9 protein-coding genes, 2 tRNA genes and 1 pseudogene are annotated in these 16,064 nt (G+C 73.9%); 6 read left to right on the top strand and 6 right to left on the bottom strand.

Going from position 1 to position 16,064, the window contains the following annotated elements:
• The first annotated feature begins 17 nt into the window (after positions 1-17).
• Entirely contained in the window at positions 18-1,115 is a 1,098-nt protein-coding gene (locus tag M3185_RS08300; protein WP_251333194.1) for a glycosyltransferase family 2 protein, read from the top strand.
• A 54-nt stretch (positions 1,116-1,169) separates the two neighbouring features.
• On the opposite strand, the pseudogene M3185_RS08295 reads toward M3185_RS08300, so the two are convergent.
• A pseudogene (locus M3185_RS08295) lies at positions 1,170-2,145 on the bottom strand (IS481 family transposase).
• A 103-nt stretch (positions 2,146-2,248) separates the two neighbouring features.
• On the bottom strand, positions 2,249-3,697 hold the full coding sequence (locus tag M3185_RS08290) for a lipopolysaccharide biosynthesis protein (protein ID WP_251333193.1): 1,449 nt from the start codon (positions 3,695-3,697) through the stop codon (positions 2,249-2,251).
• Positions 3,698-3,804: 107 nt separating this feature from the next.
• Between M3185_RS08290 and M3185_RS08285 the strand changes: the two genes are divergently transcribed.
• From M3185_RS08285 to M3185_RS08275, 3 genes are all read left to right on the top strand, one after another.
• The gene (locus tag M3185_RS08285; protein WP_251333192.1) at positions 3,805-4,902 is read left to right on the top strand and encodes a glycosyltransferase; all 1,098 of its coding nucleotides are present in this window, start codon (positions 3,805-3,807) and stop codon (positions 4,900-4,902) included.
• A 72-nt stretch (positions 4,903-4,974) separates the two neighbouring features.
• A tRNA-Ser gene (locus M3185_RS08280) sits at positions 4,975-5,063 on the top strand.
• 162 nt (positions 5,064-5,225) lie between these two features.
• Entirely contained in the window at positions 5,226-5,669 is a 444-nt protein-coding gene (locus tag M3185_RS08275) for a spore germination protein GerW family protein (RefSeq protein ID WP_251333191.1), read from the top strand.
• 19 nt (positions 5,670-5,688) lie between these two features.
• Here M3185_RS08275 and M3185_RS08270 read toward each other — a convergent pair whose 3' ends face one another.
• Entirely contained in the window at positions 5,689-7,806 is a 2,118-nt protein-coding gene (locus tag M3185_RS08270; protein WP_251333190.1) for a prolyl oligopeptidase family serine peptidase, read from the bottom strand.
• A gap of 64 nt (positions 7,807-7,870) precedes the next feature.
• Here M3185_RS08270 and M3185_RS08265 point away from each other — a divergent pair, with 64 nt between their 5' ends.
• On the top strand, positions 7,871-9,835 hold the full coding sequence (locus tag M3185_RS08265) for an FAD/NAD(P)-binding protein (protein ID WP_251333189.1): 1,965 nt from the start codon (positions 7,871-7,873) through the stop codon (positions 9,833-9,835).
• Between the two features lie 91 nt (positions 9,836-9,926).
• On the opposite strand, the gene M3185_RS08260 is transcribed toward M3185_RS08265, so the two are convergent.
• From M3185_RS08260 to M3185_RS08250, 3 genes are all read right to left on the bottom strand, one after another.
• Positions 9,927-11,939, bottom strand: a complete 2,013-nt coding sequence (locus M3185_RS08260; RefSeq protein ID WP_251333188.1) for an ExeM/NucH family extracellular endonuclease — start codon at positions 11,937-11,939, stop codon at positions 9,927-9,929.
• Positions 11,940-12,011: 72 nt separating this feature from the next.
• Positions 12,012-14,192, bottom strand: a complete 2,181-nt coding sequence (locus M3185_RS08255) for a bifunctional metallophosphatase/5'-nucleotidase (protein ID WP_251333187.1) — start codon at positions 14,190-14,192, stop codon at positions 12,012-12,014.
• A 176-nt stretch (positions 14,193-14,368) separates the two neighbouring features.
• Positions 14,369-14,456: transfer RNA gene (locus M3185_RS08250), tRNA-Ser, on the bottom strand.
• A 97-nt stretch (positions 14,457-14,553) separates the two neighbouring features.
• Between M3185_RS08250 and M3185_RS08245 the strand changes: the two genes are divergently transcribed.
• On the top strand, positions 14,554-15,990 hold the full coding sequence (locus tag M3185_RS08245; protein ID WP_251333186.1) for a cryptochrome/photolyase family protein: 1,437 nt from the start codon (positions 14,554-14,556) through the stop codon (positions 15,988-15,990).
• Positions 15,991-16,064 lie beyond the last annotated feature (74 nt).

The raw sequence follows: 16,064 nt of genomic DNA, 5'->3' as shown, positions 1-16,064 counted from the left end.
CTTGTAGACTTGGCGGCATGACCGACGCCCCCCGCCCCCTCATCGACGTCATCCTTCCCGTGCACCGGACGGACCGGCCCCTCGACCGCGCCGTCGCCTCCGTGGTCGACGGTGGCTTGCCGGTGACTCCTAACGGCGGGGTCCGGATCCTCGTGGTATGCCACAACCTCGACCCGGAGCTGGTGCCCCCCATGCTCCGGCCGGAGTTCCGGGACATGGTCACCTACCTCGAGCGGCGCGACAACGGCAGGACCCCCGGCGAGCCCCGCAACTTCGCCCTGGGACACGTCGAGGCCGAGTATGTGGCGTTCCTGGACAGCGACGACACGTTCGACCCCGGGGCACTCGCCCGCTGGGCCGGCATCGCCCGGGAGCACGGCTCCGCCGTCGTGGTTCCTCGACTGTCCCGCAGCGGGGGAGGGCACGTCCGGACGCCGGCTACGCGGCCGTGGCGCTCGAAGAACCTCGACGTCCTGGCCGACCGCCTCGCCTACCGGACGAGCATCTTCGGGCTGGTCCGCACCGACGCGATCGAGCGGCTGGGCCTCAGGTTCCCCGAAGGCATGGTGGCGGGGGAGGACCAGTCCTTCTCCCTGCAGTTCTACGCGGAGGCAGGGCGCGTCGACTACGCCCGGGGGCGCCCCGGCTACATGGTCCACGAGGACGTGGAACACCGGGTGACCACGACGTTCAACCCGCTGGCCGACGAGCTGAGGCCCTTCCTGATGTTCGGCGATTCACCCTGGTTGCGGTCCCAGTCACCGGCGCTGCGGCGTAGTTACGCCGTGAAGGTGCTGCGGATCCACCTCTTCGGTCAGGTGACGGACCGCGTCCGCAGCGGTCGGTGGTCCGCCGAGGACGCCCAGGCAGCCCAGGCCGCACTCCTGGGTCTCCTCGAGCAGGCGCCGGGGGCTGAGGAAGCCATGTGCCGGGCCGACCGGGACCTGATGGACCTGCTGGGCCGAGGGGAGACGGACGTCGCGAAGGTTGCCGGGGCGGCCGAGGCGCGGCGTCGATTCGGCGCCCCGGCGACGCTGGTGCCGCGCCGGTTCACGAAGCTGCTCCACCGGGACGGGTCCCTTCGGTTCATGGCGGCCTCGGCGCTGATGTCCTAGCGGGTGTGCAGTGGCCGACCGGGCGGCCACTGCACACCCGCTAGCTGTACCCGGTCACTGGGTTGGTCGCAGGCGGGTGATCGGTGGGTGGCCTCCGAGTGCGCTGTGACGCCTGCCAGTGTTGTAGTGCTCGAGCCACGGGGCAAGGGCCGCGGCGCGTTCGTCGTTGCTGGTGAAGACCTGCCGGTAGGCCCACTCGGTGGCCAGGGTGCGGTTGAACCGCTCCACCTTCCCGTTCTGCCAGGGACAGTGCGGGCGGATGAACACCTGCCTCGCGCCCAGGGTAGTGATGACCTCGCGCACGGCCGTGGAATGGCGGTAGGCCCAGGCGTTGTCGGTCATCACCCGCTCGATCCGGGGGATGCCATGGGCGGCGAAGTAGGCCGCGGCCCGGGCCAGGAACCCTGCACAGGTGGTGCCCTTCTCATCGGCCAGGACCTCGGAGTAGGCCAGACGGGAGTAGTCATCGACCAGTGAGTGGACGTAGTCGAACCCCACCCGGGTGCTGCGGTCCCGCCCGAGGCGGCTGCCGGCTCGCCCGTGAGCCCGCCACCCGCCACCGTCAGGGATCCGGCCGAGCAACTTCGGCGTCCATGTGCACCAGCTCCCCGGGCCGGTCGCGTTCGTAGCGCACCGCGGTGGCCTTCGAGGCCCGGATGACCGCCCCGGTGAGCCGGTCCAGCTCCCGCAGGTACGGGACCCGGTGGCGGCGCAGGACCCGTCCCACGGTCCTGGGGGCCATCCCGAGTTCGGGGCCGAGCCAGTCCTGACCCCGCCGGGTGGTGCGGCGCAGCGCCAGCACCTGCTGCTCGACCTCGGGTCGGGTGCGGGTCGGGGTGGTGTGCGGGCGACAGGACCGGTCGTGGAGGCCGGCCTCGCCCTCGTGCTCGTAGCGGGCGATCCAGGTCGCCACGCACTTGCGGGACACACCCATGGCCGCGGCGATGTGGGCCTTGGGCATCCCGGCCTGGTGGCGCTGCACGATCAGGAGCCTGCCGTGGACGGTGGTGCGGGCATTACCGTGGGACATGGGAGCCTCCGTGGTGGATGTGGGCCTTCGACAAGCCACACCCCACCCGGAGGCTCTCCTCACGTCAACACCCTGCCGCTACCAACCTCCTGCCCGGGTACAGCTAGCGGCCTCGGCGCAGCAGTAGCACCAGATCCCGGCGCCCCATCAGGGCCCACACCGCCAGGAACCCCGCCGTGAGCGCGACCCGTAACCACCACCCGTCATGGCCCTGAGCTGCCAGCAGTGCCAGCGTAACCAACGTGTAGCCGACGGCGAGTCGCACGGCGGTTCCCGCCCAGGGCATGCGGTCGTAGCGCCAGACCACGGCCAGCGGGATCACGGCGGCGAGGGCCGTGCCGACAAGATAGCCGACGGCGGCGGCCAGAACGCCGAGCGTCGGAGCCAGCGCCCAGATGGTGGCCACCCCCACGACGAGGCCCAGAGCGTTGGCGGCGGCCAGGACGCGCACTCCCCATGACACCGTTCCGCTGAGCCGGGCGTTGGCGGCGTTGAAGCTCGTGAGGGACACTGCGGCGAACAGCAGGACGAGCAGCGGTTCCGCTGCGGCGAAGGACGCGCCGTAGACGACAGCCAGCAGCACGTCGGCCCAGAGCATGCCGACGGCAAAGACGGGCAGGAACACCAGGACCATGATGCGCATGATCCGGTCCACCTGGGCGCGCAGACCGTCGACGTCCCCGGCTCCGTACATCCGGGACACGCTCGGGGACAGGGCGGTCAGCATGGACCCCGAGAGCATGCTCGCAGGCGTGGCCAGGCTCACCGCAGCAGAGTAGAGACCGAGGGCTTCCTTGGAGTCGATCGTGCGGCCGATGACCACGGACAGCTGCAGCAGACCGGTCGAGGTCAGCAGGTGCGCCGAGGTCCACGCGGTGAAGACGAGGATGTCCCTTCGCAGGCCGGGGTCCAGTGACGTGCCGGCGCGACGGGGCCAGGCCGAGAAGGCGTAGAGGAGGTATCCCACGATCAGCGGGGCCATCAGCCAGGGCGTCCACCCGCCCAGCAGGACCAACGTCAGGGCGGTGAGGCTGATGAAGGAGCTGATGGCGTCCCACGCGGTGGTGGTCACAAACTGGTTGTTGCCGGTCCGCACACCCCGCACGAAGGTGTAGGAGGCAAGGGCAATCATGAACAGGCCGGTGGAGAGGGCATAGTGCCAGGGCAGGTGCAGGGCGAATGCGGTGAAGACGGTGGCCACCACCGAGAGCCCGGCCATCGCGGTGGCCGCGCTCCGGGCCGTGAACGCACTGACGGCCGCCTGCTCCACCCGGTCCTGGCGGGAGCGTGCCATCGCGATGAACTTGGACGCGGCCGTGCCGCTGCCCTGGGGCCACAGCAACACCAGGAGGGTGGCCACGGAGATGACGGTGGTGACGTCCGCCAGCGCCTCCTTGCCCAGCACCCGGCCCACCAGGATGCTGTAGCCGAAGCGCGTCAGTCCCTGCACGAAGACCGCCACGACGGTCAGCGCGAACGCCGAGCCCAGCGGGTTGTCGGTGTTCTCGTGGTTCGGCGGGGGGAGGAGGATGGCGCGGAGGCGGGACGTCATGCGGCCGCCCGGGGGGCACGGGAGTTCATCGGGGACGAGTCTAGCCGCGCCCGTTAGAGTTGGGCGCAGCCCGCCCGGGCCCCACTCCGTCGGAAGGTCGTTCCCCTATGCGCTCTCTCGTGGTCACCGCCTGGTTCCCGGACCGGGACGTGCCCAGCCGCACCCCGTTCGTCCTGGAACACTGCTGGTCCCTGCAGGAGGCGGGACACGAGGTCGCGGCCGTGCACGTCGTCATCGGGCGGACCCGGCAGGAGAGCGTCCAGGAGGTCTACGAGGGCGTGCCCGTCACCCGGGTGTGGCTCGACGTGGCGGATCCGCGCAGCTACGCCCGCGTCGCCCGCACCATCGCCCGCGGGCTGCGCGGCGCGGACGTCCTGCACACCATGGCGTTCTCCGCGGTCCTGCTCGCCGGCCCGTCCTGGGTCCTGCTCCGGCGCCCCTGGGTGCACACTGAGCACTGGAACGGCGTGGTCAACCCCGCGAGCGTGGGACCCCTGTGGGAGCGGCTCGCCTGGTCCCGCCACGCCCTGCGCCTGCCCCACGCCGTGACCGGCGTGACGCGCGAGCTGGCGGACGAGATGGCCCGCTTCGCCCGGCCCGGGGCCACGCACGTGGTGCCCTGCGTGGTGGACAACCCCTTCCCCGTGGTCCCGTTCCCGGCCGCGCCGCCGCTGCGGCTCGTGGGCGTCGGGGCCTTCATCGAGCGCAAGCGGCCGCTGCTCGCCCTGGAGACCGTGGCCGAGCTCGTCGAGCGCGGCACGGACGTGCACTACACGATGGTGGGCGCCGGGCCGCTCCTGGAGCAGGCTCGGCGGCGGGCCCGGGAGCTGGGCATCGCCGAGCGCGTGGAGTTCACCGGGCCCGTCGCGCCGGCCCGGGTGTTCCAGGAGATGTCCCGTGCGCACGTGTTCTTCCTGCCCAGCGCGCAGGAGAACTTCTTCACGGCCGTCGCCGAGTCCCTCGCCGCGGGCCGGCCGGCGGCCGTGCCGCTCAGCGGCGGTTTCGACGACTACTGCACCGACGAGAACTCGGTGCTCACCGACAGCTGGGACCCGCAGGAGCTCGCCGACGCCGTCCTGCGGGCGTGGGAGCGGTTCCGGGACGTGGACCCGGCCCGGGTTGCCGGCACCGTCCGGGAACGCTTCTCCCGCGGCGCCGTGGGCGCCCGGTTCGGCGAGCTCTACGAGCAGCTCGCCCACCGCTGAGACCGCGGCTTTGACCCCGCACCCGGTCCTCGCTTAAGCTGGCCTGTGTTGTCCGCGCGGCGGACAACGGATGGAGACGTGCCAGAGCGGCCGAATGGACTTCACTGCTAATGAAGGGTCGGGGTTAAACTCGACCGGGGGTTCAAATCCCCCCGTCTCCGCGCTTCCACGACGCCCCGGGCCCCGGCCCGGGGCGTCGTGCTTTCCGGTCCGCGCCCCGACCTCCGTGCTGCCCGGGCGTAATGCTCCCCCGATCCGTGACCCGGCCCCGTGCGCTTCCTAGACTGGCGGAACCGCGCTCCGTCCGCACCGAGGGGGATCCCATGACCGACGACGCCCGTCCCGACACCTCCCGCACCACTCCCGAGGGCACCCCCGCGGCGACCTCCGACTGGCGGGCCGGGGTGCCCGACCGGTCGGTGCTCGAGCGGGCCCTCGATGCCGTGACGGTGCGCCGCGTCTTCGGGGAGGCCTACGAGCTGGGCGGCGCCACGGTGATCCCCGTGGCCCGCGTCCGCGGCGGTGGAGGCGGCGGCGGCGGCGCGGGCGAGCAGAGCGCCTCCGGCAGCCAGCCCCGCAACTCCGGCGGCGGGTCGGGCCTGGGCTTCGGCGTCCACGCCGAGCCCGCCGGCGTCTACGTGGTCGCAGGGACCACGGTGAGCTGGCAACCCGCGGTGGACGTCGGGCGCCTCGCCCTGACCTTGGGGCTGGCGTTTTTCGCCACGGCCGCCGCCGTGGGCTGGGCGGTCACCGGCCGGCGCCCCTGACCCGCCGCACCGGGCCCGCTCAGCCCCGGTGCAGCATCCGCCAGAGGAACTCGTGGGAGAGCGCGTGCAGCCGGGCCGCCTGCTTGTTGTCCCCGGCGCCCGCGTGCCCGCCCTCGAGCGCCTCGTAGAACCACACGTCCTCGTGGCCGAGATCGAGCATGCGGGCCGCGGTCTTGCGCGCCTGCACGGGTCCCACCCGGTCGTCGCTCGTGGCGGTCCAGAACAGCACGGGCGGGTAGTCCTCGCCCTCGCGCAGCAGGTGGTACGGGGAAAACGTGCGGATGAACTCCCACTGCTCGGGGTCGTCCGGGTCGCCGTACTCCGCGATCCAGGAGTAGCCCGCGGAGAGCCGCGTGTAGCGGCGCATGTCCAGCAGGGGCACCCCGCAGGAGACCGCCCCGAACAGGTGCGGCCACCGGGTGAGCATGTTGCCCACGAGCAGCCCGCCGTTGGACCCGCCCGAGCAGGCCAGCGTCTCCCGGGAGCACACGCCGCGGGCCTGGAGGTCCGCGGCGACCGCCGCGAAGTCCTCGTAGGCGCGGTGCCGGTTCTCCCGCAGCGCGGCCCGGTGCCAGTCGGGCCCGTACTCGCCGCCGCCGCGGATGTTGGCCAGCACGTAGACCCCGGACCGGCCGGCCTCGTCGGTGCGGGTCAGCCAGGACCGCCCGAGGGCCCCGGAGTAGGCGGGGGTCCGCGAGACCTCGAAGCCGCCGTAGCCGGAGAGCAGCGTGGGGTTGGCGCCGTCCAGCACGAGCCCGGCGGGGCCCACCTGGAAGTACGGGACCCGGGTCCCGTCCTCGGAGACCGCGAAGTGCTGCTCGACGTGCAGCCCCGAGGCGTCGAAGAACGCGGGCGCCGTCCGGGCCACCGCGGGTGCTGCCCCGGGCCGGCCCCCGGCGGGCAGGGTCCCGCGGGAGACGGTGGTCGGGGTGAGGAAGCCGGTGGCCACGAGCCAGTGGTCGTTGCCGGCCTCCGGGTCCTCGTCGTCGACGGCGTAGGCGTCCACGCTGTGCAGCGCGGGCGCCCCCGGCAGCTCGGAGGTCGTCCACGGGCCCGGCTCGGCGACCCGGACCACCGAGGAGACGTCGCGCAGCAGGTTGAGCACCAGCCGCTCCGCCGTCCACGACCAGGACTGCAGGGACGTGCGCCCGTCCGGGACGAAGACGGCCGTCACGGACCGGTTCCCGGCCAGGAAGGCCTCGAGGTCGGCGGCCAGCAGGGACCCGGCGGGGTGGACCGCGCCGGCCAGCTCCAGCTCCTCCTGGGGGCGCAGCAGCACCCACTGCCGGTGCAGGTCCACGGTCACGGAGTCGGGGACGTCGATGTGCACGAGCCGGCCGCCCCGCACCAGGTGGGTGCGGGAGGAGAAGAAGTCGACGACGTCCACGGCCACGTCCCGCACGAAGCCCGGGGTGTGGTCGCGCACCAGCACGGCCTGGATGTGGTCCTCGGCCACCTCGAACACCTGCTCCGCCTCGGCGAGCTCCTGTCCCCGGCGCAGCACGCGCACGGTGCGGGGGTAGGACGAGGTCGTCATCGAGCCCGGCCCGAAGTCGGTGCCCACGTGCAGCGTGTCGGCGTCCGCCCACGTGACGGAGGACTTGGCGGTGGGAACGTCGAAGCCGCCCGGCACGAAGCGCTTCTCGGCGAGGTCGAACTCCCGGACCCGCTTCGCGTCGCCGCCGTCGGGGGAGAGGCTGACCAGCATCCGCCGGTGCACCCCGCCGGTGTACTGGGGACGCAGCAGGCGGGCCCCGCCCCAGACCCACTCGACCCCCTCCTCGGCGGCGAGCGCGTCGACGTCGAGCAGCAGCTCCCACTGCGGGTCCTCGCTGATCCAGGACTCCCACGTGGTGCGGCGGAAGACGCCGCGCGGGTGCTCGGCGTCGCGCCAGAAGTTGTAGTAGTGCGGCCCGTGCTTGGCGACCATGGGGATGCGCTCCGCCGAGTCCATCACCTCCAGCACGTCCGCCTCCAGGCGGCGCAGCTGCGGGCCCTCGAGCATCGCGAGCGTGCGCGCGTTCTGCTGCGCCACCCAGTCCAGCGGGGCGGAGCCGGTGATGTCCTCGAGCCACAGGTGCTCGTCGTGCGGCTGCTCGGCGGTCGGTCGGTCGGCGGTCCCCGTGGTCTCGGTCATGTCCGCCATCGTAGGCGGCTCCGCGCGGCCGCGGGCCCCGGCGGGGGTGGATACCCTGGTCGGCATGAGTGCATCGGGCAGGTCAGGGGCGGAGCGGCGGGTCGTGGTGGTGGGCGCGGGCCCGCGCGGGCTGTCGGCGGTGGAGCGGCTCGCCGCGCGGTCGGCGGCGACGGGCACCCGGGTGCGGATCGACGTGGTCGACCCGTTCCCGCCCGGCCCGGGGCACGTGTGGCGGACCAACCAGTCCCCGCTGTACCTGATGAACACCCCGTCCGTGTTCCCCACGGTCCTCGCCGACGACGGCGTGCTGGGCGTGGACCCGCTCGCCCCGCTGCGGAGCATGAGCTTCGAGCGGTGGCGGCTCGCGGCCGTCGCCGGTGAGATCACGGTGGACCCCGACGACGCCGCGCACCTGACCCGCATGACCCCGCAGTCGTATCCCTCCCGGCGCATGTACGGGGTGTACCTCGACTGGGTGTTCCGCACCCTGCAGGAGGCGCTGCCCGCGTCGGTCCAGCTGGACGTGCACCGCGCCGAGGCCGTCGGCGTGCACGTGCGGGCCCAGTCCCGGCACCGCTACGACGTCGAGCTCAGCGGAGGACAGAACCTCCCCGCGGACGCCGTGGTGCTCGCGCTGGGCCACCTCGACGCCGACCTGCGCCCGGACCAGAAGGAGCTCGTGGACGGAGCCGCCGAGTTCGGGCTCAGCTACTGGCCGCCGGCCGTGCCCGCCGACGTGCACTGGGACGAGCTCCCCGCCGGGGAGACGGTCCTCGTGCGCGGCCTCGGGCTGAACTTTTGCGACGTCCTCGCCCAGGTGACCGAGGGCCGCGGCGGGATCTTCACGCAGGAGGGGGAGCGGTACCGCTACCACCCCTCCGGGCGGGAGCCGATCATCGTGGCCGGCTCCCGCCGCGGCCTCCCGTACCGGGCGAGGGGCCAGTTCGAGGGCTACTACGCGTCCGGCGTCGAGACCCGGTTCTTCACCCTGGCGGCGGTGCGGGCGCTCGCGGCGCGCACGCAGGACCGGCTGTCCTTCGACGCCGACCTCTGGCCGCTGATCCGCAAGGACGCGCTGCACAACTACTACGCGGTGCTGGCGCGCACGTCCCCCGACGCCTTCGAGACCGACCCGCAGGACTTCCTCGAGCGCCTCGACGCGGTCCTGGACTCCGGGGACGACCACCCCGAGGGCCCGTGGGCCACGCGCGCCGAACGGCTCGTCGCCGCCTCCGTGGTGCCCGGCCGGCACATCAACGCCGCCCGTCTCGCCCGCCCCTTCGAGGGCGTGAGCTTCGACTCCCACGACGCGTACGCCGCCGCGGTGGTGCACCACCTCGACCGGGACGTGCACGGGGCCCTCGCCGGCGAGGACGACCCCCTGCGGATGGCCGTCGCCTCCCTCAACGCCTCCCGCACCGTGCTCAAGGCGGTGCTCGCGGACCTCGGCATCGACGACGCCTCCTGGACCGACGAGCTGCGCCGTAGCTTCGAGCCCTTCGTCGAGGGTCTCGCGTCCGGGCCGCCCGTGCTGCGGATCCAGCAGCTCGCGGCGCTGGCCCGCGCGGGGATCGTCCGGTTCCTGGGCCCGGACCCGCAGTTCGTCGTGGACGAGGAGCTCGGCTGCTTCGTCGGGACCTCGCCCTGGGTCCAGGACGCGCCTGTGCACGCCGACCACCTGGTCGAGGCCATGTCCCCGCCCAACGACGTCCGCCGCAACATCTCCCCGCTGCTGACCTCGATGCACCGGGAGGGGCTGGTCCGGGTCCGGGCCATGGCCACGGTCGACGGGGTCGCCACCGTGCCCTCCACCGGCCTCGACGTCAGCGCGCCCCCGTACCGGGCCGTGCGGGTCGACGGCGGCGTCGAGCCCGGCGTCTTTGTGCTCGGCCTGCAGCTGTCGGCCGTGCAGTGGGGCGTGGCGATCGCCGCCGAGGCCGGCTCGTCGGCGGAGCTGGGGGCCCGCACGCTCGCGGACGCCGACCGGGTCGCCGCCGCCGTCCTCGCGCCCGGCCCCGCCGCCGGCTGACCGCACCCGCCGGACGCCCTGCGGCCCGCCGGGGAACCGCGTTCGTGCATGGTTCCCCGGCGGGCCGCGCGCCGGTCCTGGACGGGAGGGCTCAGCCGAAGAGGCGCTCCAGCACCTCGCGGGCGCGCTCGCTGCCGTGCTCCCGCACGCCCCGGCCGGTCTCACCCCGAACGGGGTACTCCCGGCCCAGCTGCAGGCCCACGACCTCCGGGTTGTGGTCGGAGGCCCGGTACGGGTCGGCCGCGTAGAGCTCGACCGCGTTGTGGTTGTGCCGGCTGTACTCGAAGCCCACGGACTCGTGCGCGTTGATCTCCCACACGTTGGAGCCGGTCACGGTCTCGAGGGCCGCGGGGGAGGCCAGCACGTGGTCGAGCGAGCCGACCATGCCCCCGAAGGCGTAGGGGTACTGGTCCTCGGGTGCGAGCCCGGTGTAGCCGGCCTCGTGCAGCACCCGGATCGGGTCCTCCTGGTCGTAGGAGTTGAAGTCGCCGGCGAGGAGGACCTTGTCCGTGCGCCGGGAGGTCTTCAGCTCCTCCGCGAAGGCCACGAGCGCCCGCGCCTGCGCGGTGCGGTCGGCGTTCCAGCCGCCGGCACCGTCCCCGGCGTCGGCGTTGGGCCCGGAGGCGGGGGCGGAGCCCTTGGACTTGAAGTGGTTGACGATCACCGTGAAGTCGTCGGCCGGGGTCCCCCGCACGGGCCGGAAGGTCTGGGCCAGCGGCTCGCGGGCGTTGTCGAAGTTCTCCTCGTCCTGCAGGACCACGGACTCGCCCACGAGCTCGAGCGCGGCCGGCTTGTAGATGAACGCGGTCCGGATCACGTCCTCGTCCTGGAGGGCCGGGCGCTCGGCCGGGGAGGGGGCGTAGGCCCACACCTCGGCGCCTGCGGCGGCGTTGAGGGCGTCCACCAGGTCGGACAGCGCCTGGTCCCGGTCCCGGCCGAACCTGGCGGAGTTCTCGATCTCCTCGAGGGAGACCACCTCGGCGCCGAGGGCGTTGATCGCGGCGACGATCTTCGCCTGCTGGCGCTCCAGGTCCTCCTGCTCGGCCGCGCCGCGGGCGTCGCAGCCCCCGCGCACGGAGACCGGGTCGCCGGCACGGTCCCCGTAATAGGTGCAGCCGGCCAGCTCGTCGCCCGTGGTGGTGAAGTAGTTGAGCACGTTAAACGTGGCGATCTGGACGTCCCCGCCGACGTCCTCGGGGGAGGCGGTGCGGGTGTTCTCGGCCACGACCGGGACGTCCTCGGCGTCGGCCCCCGTGAGGTGGGTGGTCGGCTGGAGACGCCACTCGCCGAAGGACCAGCCGAGCACCACCGGACGGACGAAGTCCACGGCCGCGCCGACGCGCATCGGGGTCTCGCGGGAGAGGTGCGGCAGCGGGACCAAGGCGTTGGCGAAGTTGCCGTAGTCGGTGGTGGCGCCGTCGTCGAGCAGGACGCCGCGGGCCTCGTTGTCGGCGGCCTGGCCGAGGGCCTCCGCGGAGCCGGGCGCGCCCACCGCGGTGGGATGCACCAGCGGGGTCGTGCCGGCGGCCAGGCCCAGCTCGCCGTAGCGGTGGGCGTCGTGGTTGTCGGTGATAACGAAGTCGCCGGCGGGGTCGAGGAGCATGCCCTCGAGGTCCTCGCGCTCGGCCTCGTCCGCGGGCCACCCGACGGCGGCGGGCCCGACGGCCTCGACGGTCTCGTCCAGGGTCCGCAGGCCCTCGGGGCGCACGCTGATCTGGGTCTGGCCGTAGTGCTCGGAGACGGTGCCCGTGACCTCCACGTACTGGCCGGGCCGCACGCCGGACACGGCGCCCGGCGCGTGCACGAACACCCCGTCGGAGCCGTCGTGGACGGCGGGGTCCAGGGCTCCGCCGGTGCCGGGGGTCTGGAGGTACCAGCCGTTGAGCCCGCCCGTGGCGTAGACCGCGGTGACGACGCCGCGGGTGGTCACGGTCCGCCCGGCCACGGGGGAGGCCTCCCCGGTGCCCTGGATCTGCCGGATCGGCAGGCTCTGCGCCGGGGCGGCGGACCCGTCCGGGGCGGCGTGGACGGGCACGGTCAGCGGGGCGGCCAGCAGCGCGGCCGCGGCGCCCCCGCTCAGGGGAAGGGAGAAGATCTTCTTCACGGCAGAAGGTGTCCTTCGCATGTCTTGGGGAGGAGGCGGATCTCGGGGAGGAGGATCAGCGGCCGGGAGGGGTCAGCCGAAGAGGCGCCGCAGGACCTCGTGGGCACGAGCGGAGCCGTGCTGCCACACGCCGCGGCCGGGCTCGCCCTGGCGGGGGTGCTCGCCGGCGCCCTTGCCGGGCTCCTGCGGCCCGGCGGGCTGCCCGGTCGGCTCGGTCGGGGTCGACGTGGGGGGCGCGGCGCAGCCGTCCGCGAGCGCGAGCACCGGCTCCGGGACGCGGACCTGCGTGCCGGAGGGGGCGGCCACGAGCCACACGGCGTCGTCCTCGGCCGGCCCGGTGGTGTCGACCGAGACGGACGCCGCGCCGTCCACCACGGCGGCGGTGCCGAGCTCGGGGCCCTGCGGGGAGCCGGCGCGCACGGACAGCACGGTGTTGTCCGGGGCGCCCAGGGAGGTCATGTCGAGCGCCGAGACGGCGAAGCTCACGGTGCAGCCGTCCGCGGCCGCGCCCGCGATCGACACGGAGCGGCGGTCGAACCCCGGCGCCAGCGGGGCGTGCGCGGAGAGGTACTCCATCCAGGCGTCGCGGTCGATCCGGCCGGTGTCGGTGAAGCCGGTGCCCTCGGTGAACGCGGTGAAGTTGTCGCCGCCCGCCACGAGGAAGGACACGGAGCCGACCACGTAGGACCCGGCGGGGTCGTAGGGCTGCCCGTCGATCGTGATGGAGGTGATCCGGTCCCCGGCGGGCCGCGACGCGTCGAAGGTGTAGCCCACGTTCTCGGACAGCCCCAGCTGCAGGTAGGGCCGCGAGGCGCCGGCGGGCTGCCACTGCTGCTCCAGCACCTGCTCGAACTGCTCGCCGGTCAGCGTGATGGTGTTGAGGTTGTTGGCAAAGGGCAGCACCTGGTTGGCCTCGGACTCCGTGACCACGCCGTCCCGGTCGCCGTCGATGACCTGGGTGGGATCGTCGGCGTAGAGCAGGTCGGCGCGCAGGCCGCCGGGGTTGATCACGCCGATCTGCACCCCGTCGGACTCGTCCAGGGTGTCGCGGATGGACTCGGCGACCAGGTTGCCCAGGCTGGACTCCGCGCTGCGGTCGTCGCGGGACGCCACCCCGTCGCGCATCCCGTACGCGGTGGTGATGTCCCCGGTGATCTCGCCGACCGGGGTCTTCCCCCGCTCCACGGCGAACGCCTCGGCCTGCTCCACGATCGAGGCGGCCTCCGCGACGCGGGGGTACCGGGCGATCAGCTCCTCCTCGGTCGCGGTGACGGTCTCGTCGACGGCGAGCACCTCGGCGGTCAGGTCGACGTCGTCGGCGGCCTCGTCGTAGCTGAACGAGACCCGCCCGAGGTGACCCCCGTAGGAGCCGGCCTGCAGCACGGCGCGGTCGAGGTCGCCGTCACCGTCCGTGTCGACGGCCTCGTCGTAGACCTGGTGGGTGTGGGCGTTGAGCACCACGTCGACGGTCGCGGAGGTGTCGGTGGCCAGCCGGTCGCCCAGGGCCCCGGCGGCGCTGGCGGCGCCCTCGTGGTAGAGGGCCACGACGACGTCGGCGCCGTCCGCCGCGAGCCGCTGCGCCTCGGCGTTGACCGCCTCGACGGGGTCGCCGAAGGTGATGCCCTCGATCATGCCGGGGGAGACGAGGGTGGCGGTCTGCTGGGTGACGGCCCCGACCACGCCGATGCTCACGCCGTCGACCTCGAACGTCGCGGAGGCCTCGGTGACCAGCTCGCCGTCGGCCCCGAAGACGTTGGCCGCGAGGTACGGGAAGCCGGCGCGCTCCTCGATCCGGCCGGTGAGGTCGGCGACGCCCTGGTCGAACTCGTGGTTGCCGACGGCCGAGGCGTCCAGCGCGAGCGCGTCGAGCACGTCCAGGGTGGGGTTGTCGTCCTGCACCGCCGAGACGTACTCGGAGGCGCCCACGTTGTCGCCGCCCGACAGCAGCAGCGTGCCGTCCGGGTCCTCGGCCCGCAGCTGCTCGACCGCGCCCGCGAAGAGCACGGGGTCGGAGGCCAGCCGGCCGTGGTAGTCGTTGAAGTAGAGCAGGTCCACGTCCTGGTCCGGGGCGTCCCCGGCGGGCGAGGGCTCCGGGTCGGCGGCCGGCTCCGGGGCGGTCCCGGCGACGGGGACGGTGGCCCGGGGAACGGCGGCCCCGTCGGCGTGTGCCACCGGGAGGACCAGGACGGACGAGGCGAGGACACCGGCGGCGAGGGCCGCGCGCAGGGCAGGACCGTGCTTCGTGGGGATCATGACGGGGTCCTCCGGGGGCGGGATGACGAGTCGATGTCCCCATTTGAGCACGCAGATGTGATCAGTGGGCCACCGCACACCGACATTTCTCTCCACCGGGTGACCGGACGGTGCGCCGGTCCCGTGCCGCCCCGCGCGACGGCCCCCGGCAGGGGTCGCCGGGGGCCGTCGTGAGGCGGAAGGTAAGGGATTTGAACCCTTGGCACGGGATCACCGCACACCGGTTTTCAAGACCGGCTCCTTAGGCCGCTCGGACAACCTTCCTCGCGCCGGCGCCGGGCCTGCGGGGCCCGGCCGAGCGCGTCGCCCATTCTTCCACGGACGCTGGAGGCCCGCCAAAGCCCCGGGCTAGGGTGGGCGCGTGAGCGCACCGGAGAGCCCCGACCGCGGGACGACGACGATCGTGTGGTTCCGGGACGACCTGCGCGTCACCGACCACCCCGCGCTCCAGGCCGCCTGCCGGCGGGGCGCGGTGGTCGCCCTCTACGTCCTGGACGAGGTGTCGGAGGGCGTGCGGCCGCTGGGCGCGGCGGCGAGGTGGTGGCTGCACGGGTCCCTGACGGCGCTGGGGACCTCCCTGGCCGAGCTCGGCATCCCCCTGGTGCTGCGCCGGGGCCCCGCCAGGCCCGTGCTGGGTGAGGTCCTGGAGCGCACGGGGGCGGGCGGCGTCACCTGGAACCGGCGCTACGGCGGGCCCGAGCGCGCGGTGGACGCCGCCGTGAAGCAGGACTGCGCGCGGCGCGGGGTGGCGGCGCACTCCTTCCACGCGAACCTGCTGCACGAGCCGTGGACGCTGCGCACGGGAACGGGCGGGCCGTACAAGGTCTACACCCCGTTCTGGAAGGCCCTCCGGACCCTCGAGATCCGCCAGCCGCTGCCCGCCCCGACCCCCGGGCACGGCGCGGGCCCCGTCCCCGCGGCGGCCGCCGGCGGGGAGGACCTCCACGACTGGGACCTGCTCCCGGACCCGGAGCACGCCGAGGGCCTGGCCGCGGCGTGGACGCCCGGCGAGGCCGCCGCGTGGCAGCGGCTGGACGACTTCCTCGACGGCGTGGCGGGCTACGCCGAGGGCCACGACCGCCCCGACCGGGACGGCACCAGCAGGCTCTCCCCGCACCTGCGGTGGGGGGAGATCAGCCCCTTCGCGGTGTGGGACGCCGCCGTCCGCCACCGGGCGCAGCACGGGAGCACCCCGGGGCTGGAGAAGTTCCTCGCCGAGCTGGGCTGGCGGGAGTTCGACTGGCACCTGCTGCACGCGCACCCCGACCTGCACGAGCGCCACCTGCGCCCCCGCTTCGACGCGTTCCCGTGGCGCGGCCCGCAGGAGGCGGCCGGCGACCTCCGGGCGTGGCAGGACGGGCGCACCGGGCTGCCCCTGGTTGACGCCGGGATGCGGCAGATGGCGAGCACCGGGTGGATGCACAACCGGGTGCGCATGGTCACCGCCTCCCTGCTCGTGAAGAACCTGCTGGTGGACTGGCGGGCGGGGGAGCAGTGGTTCTGGGACCGGCTCGTGGACGCCGACCCCGCCAGCGGCCCCGCCAACTGGCAGTGGGTCGCCGGCTCGGGCGCCGACGCGAGCCCCTTCTTCCGGATCTTCAACCCGCTCACGCAGGGGCGCCGGTTCGACCCCGAGGCCCGCTACGTCCGCCGCTGGGTCCCCGAGCTGGCCGGGGAGCACGGCGTGGACCCGCACGAGCCCGGCCTGCTGGGCCCATCCGTGGGCTACCCGGAGCCGATCGTGGACCTGCGGGCCAGCCGGCAGCGGGCCCTGGACGCCTACGCCGCCACGGCGTGAGGCCGTCCTCCCGGCGGGGCGGGAGCACAAGCGGGGCGGGAGCACAATAGGAGGCGAACCGCCCCCGACCGGAA

The sequence above is a fragment of the Kocuria rosea genome (assembly GCF_023715525.1).
GTDB lineage: Bacteria > Actinomycetota > Actinomycetes > Actinomycetales > Micrococcaceae > Kocuria > Kocuria rosea_A.
This window is presented reverse-complemented; position numbering and strand designations above follow the sequence as displayed.

Coding starts and splice junctions, on each gene's coding strand:
- M3185_RS08275 (WP_251333191.1), top strand. CDS start 5,226: ATGACCGACGACGCCCGTCCCGACACCTCCCGCACCACTCCCGAGGGC.
- M3185_RS08265 (WP_251333189.1), top strand. CDS start 7,871: ATGAGTGCATCGGGCAGGTCAGGGGCGGAGCGGCGGGTCGTGGTGGTG.
- M3185_RS08270 (WP_251333190.1), bottom strand. CDS start 7,806: ATGACCGAGACCACGGGGACCGCCGACCGACCGACCGCCGAGCAGCCG.
- M3185_RS08290 (WP_251333193.1), bottom strand. CDS start 3,697: ATGACGTCCCGCCTCCGCGCCATCCTCCTCCCCCCGCCGAACCACGAG.
- M3185_RS08285 (WP_251333192.1), top strand. CDS start 3,805: ATGCGCTCTCTCGTGGTCACCGCCTGGTTCCCGGACCGGGACGTGCCC.
- M3185_RS08300 (WP_251333194.1), top strand. CDS start 18: ATGACCGACGCCCCCCGCCCCCTCATCGACGTCATCCTTCCCGTGCAC.
- M3185_RS08255 (WP_251333187.1), bottom strand. CDS start 14,192: ATGATCCCCACGAAGCACGGTCCTGCCCTGCGCGCGGCCCTCGCCGCC.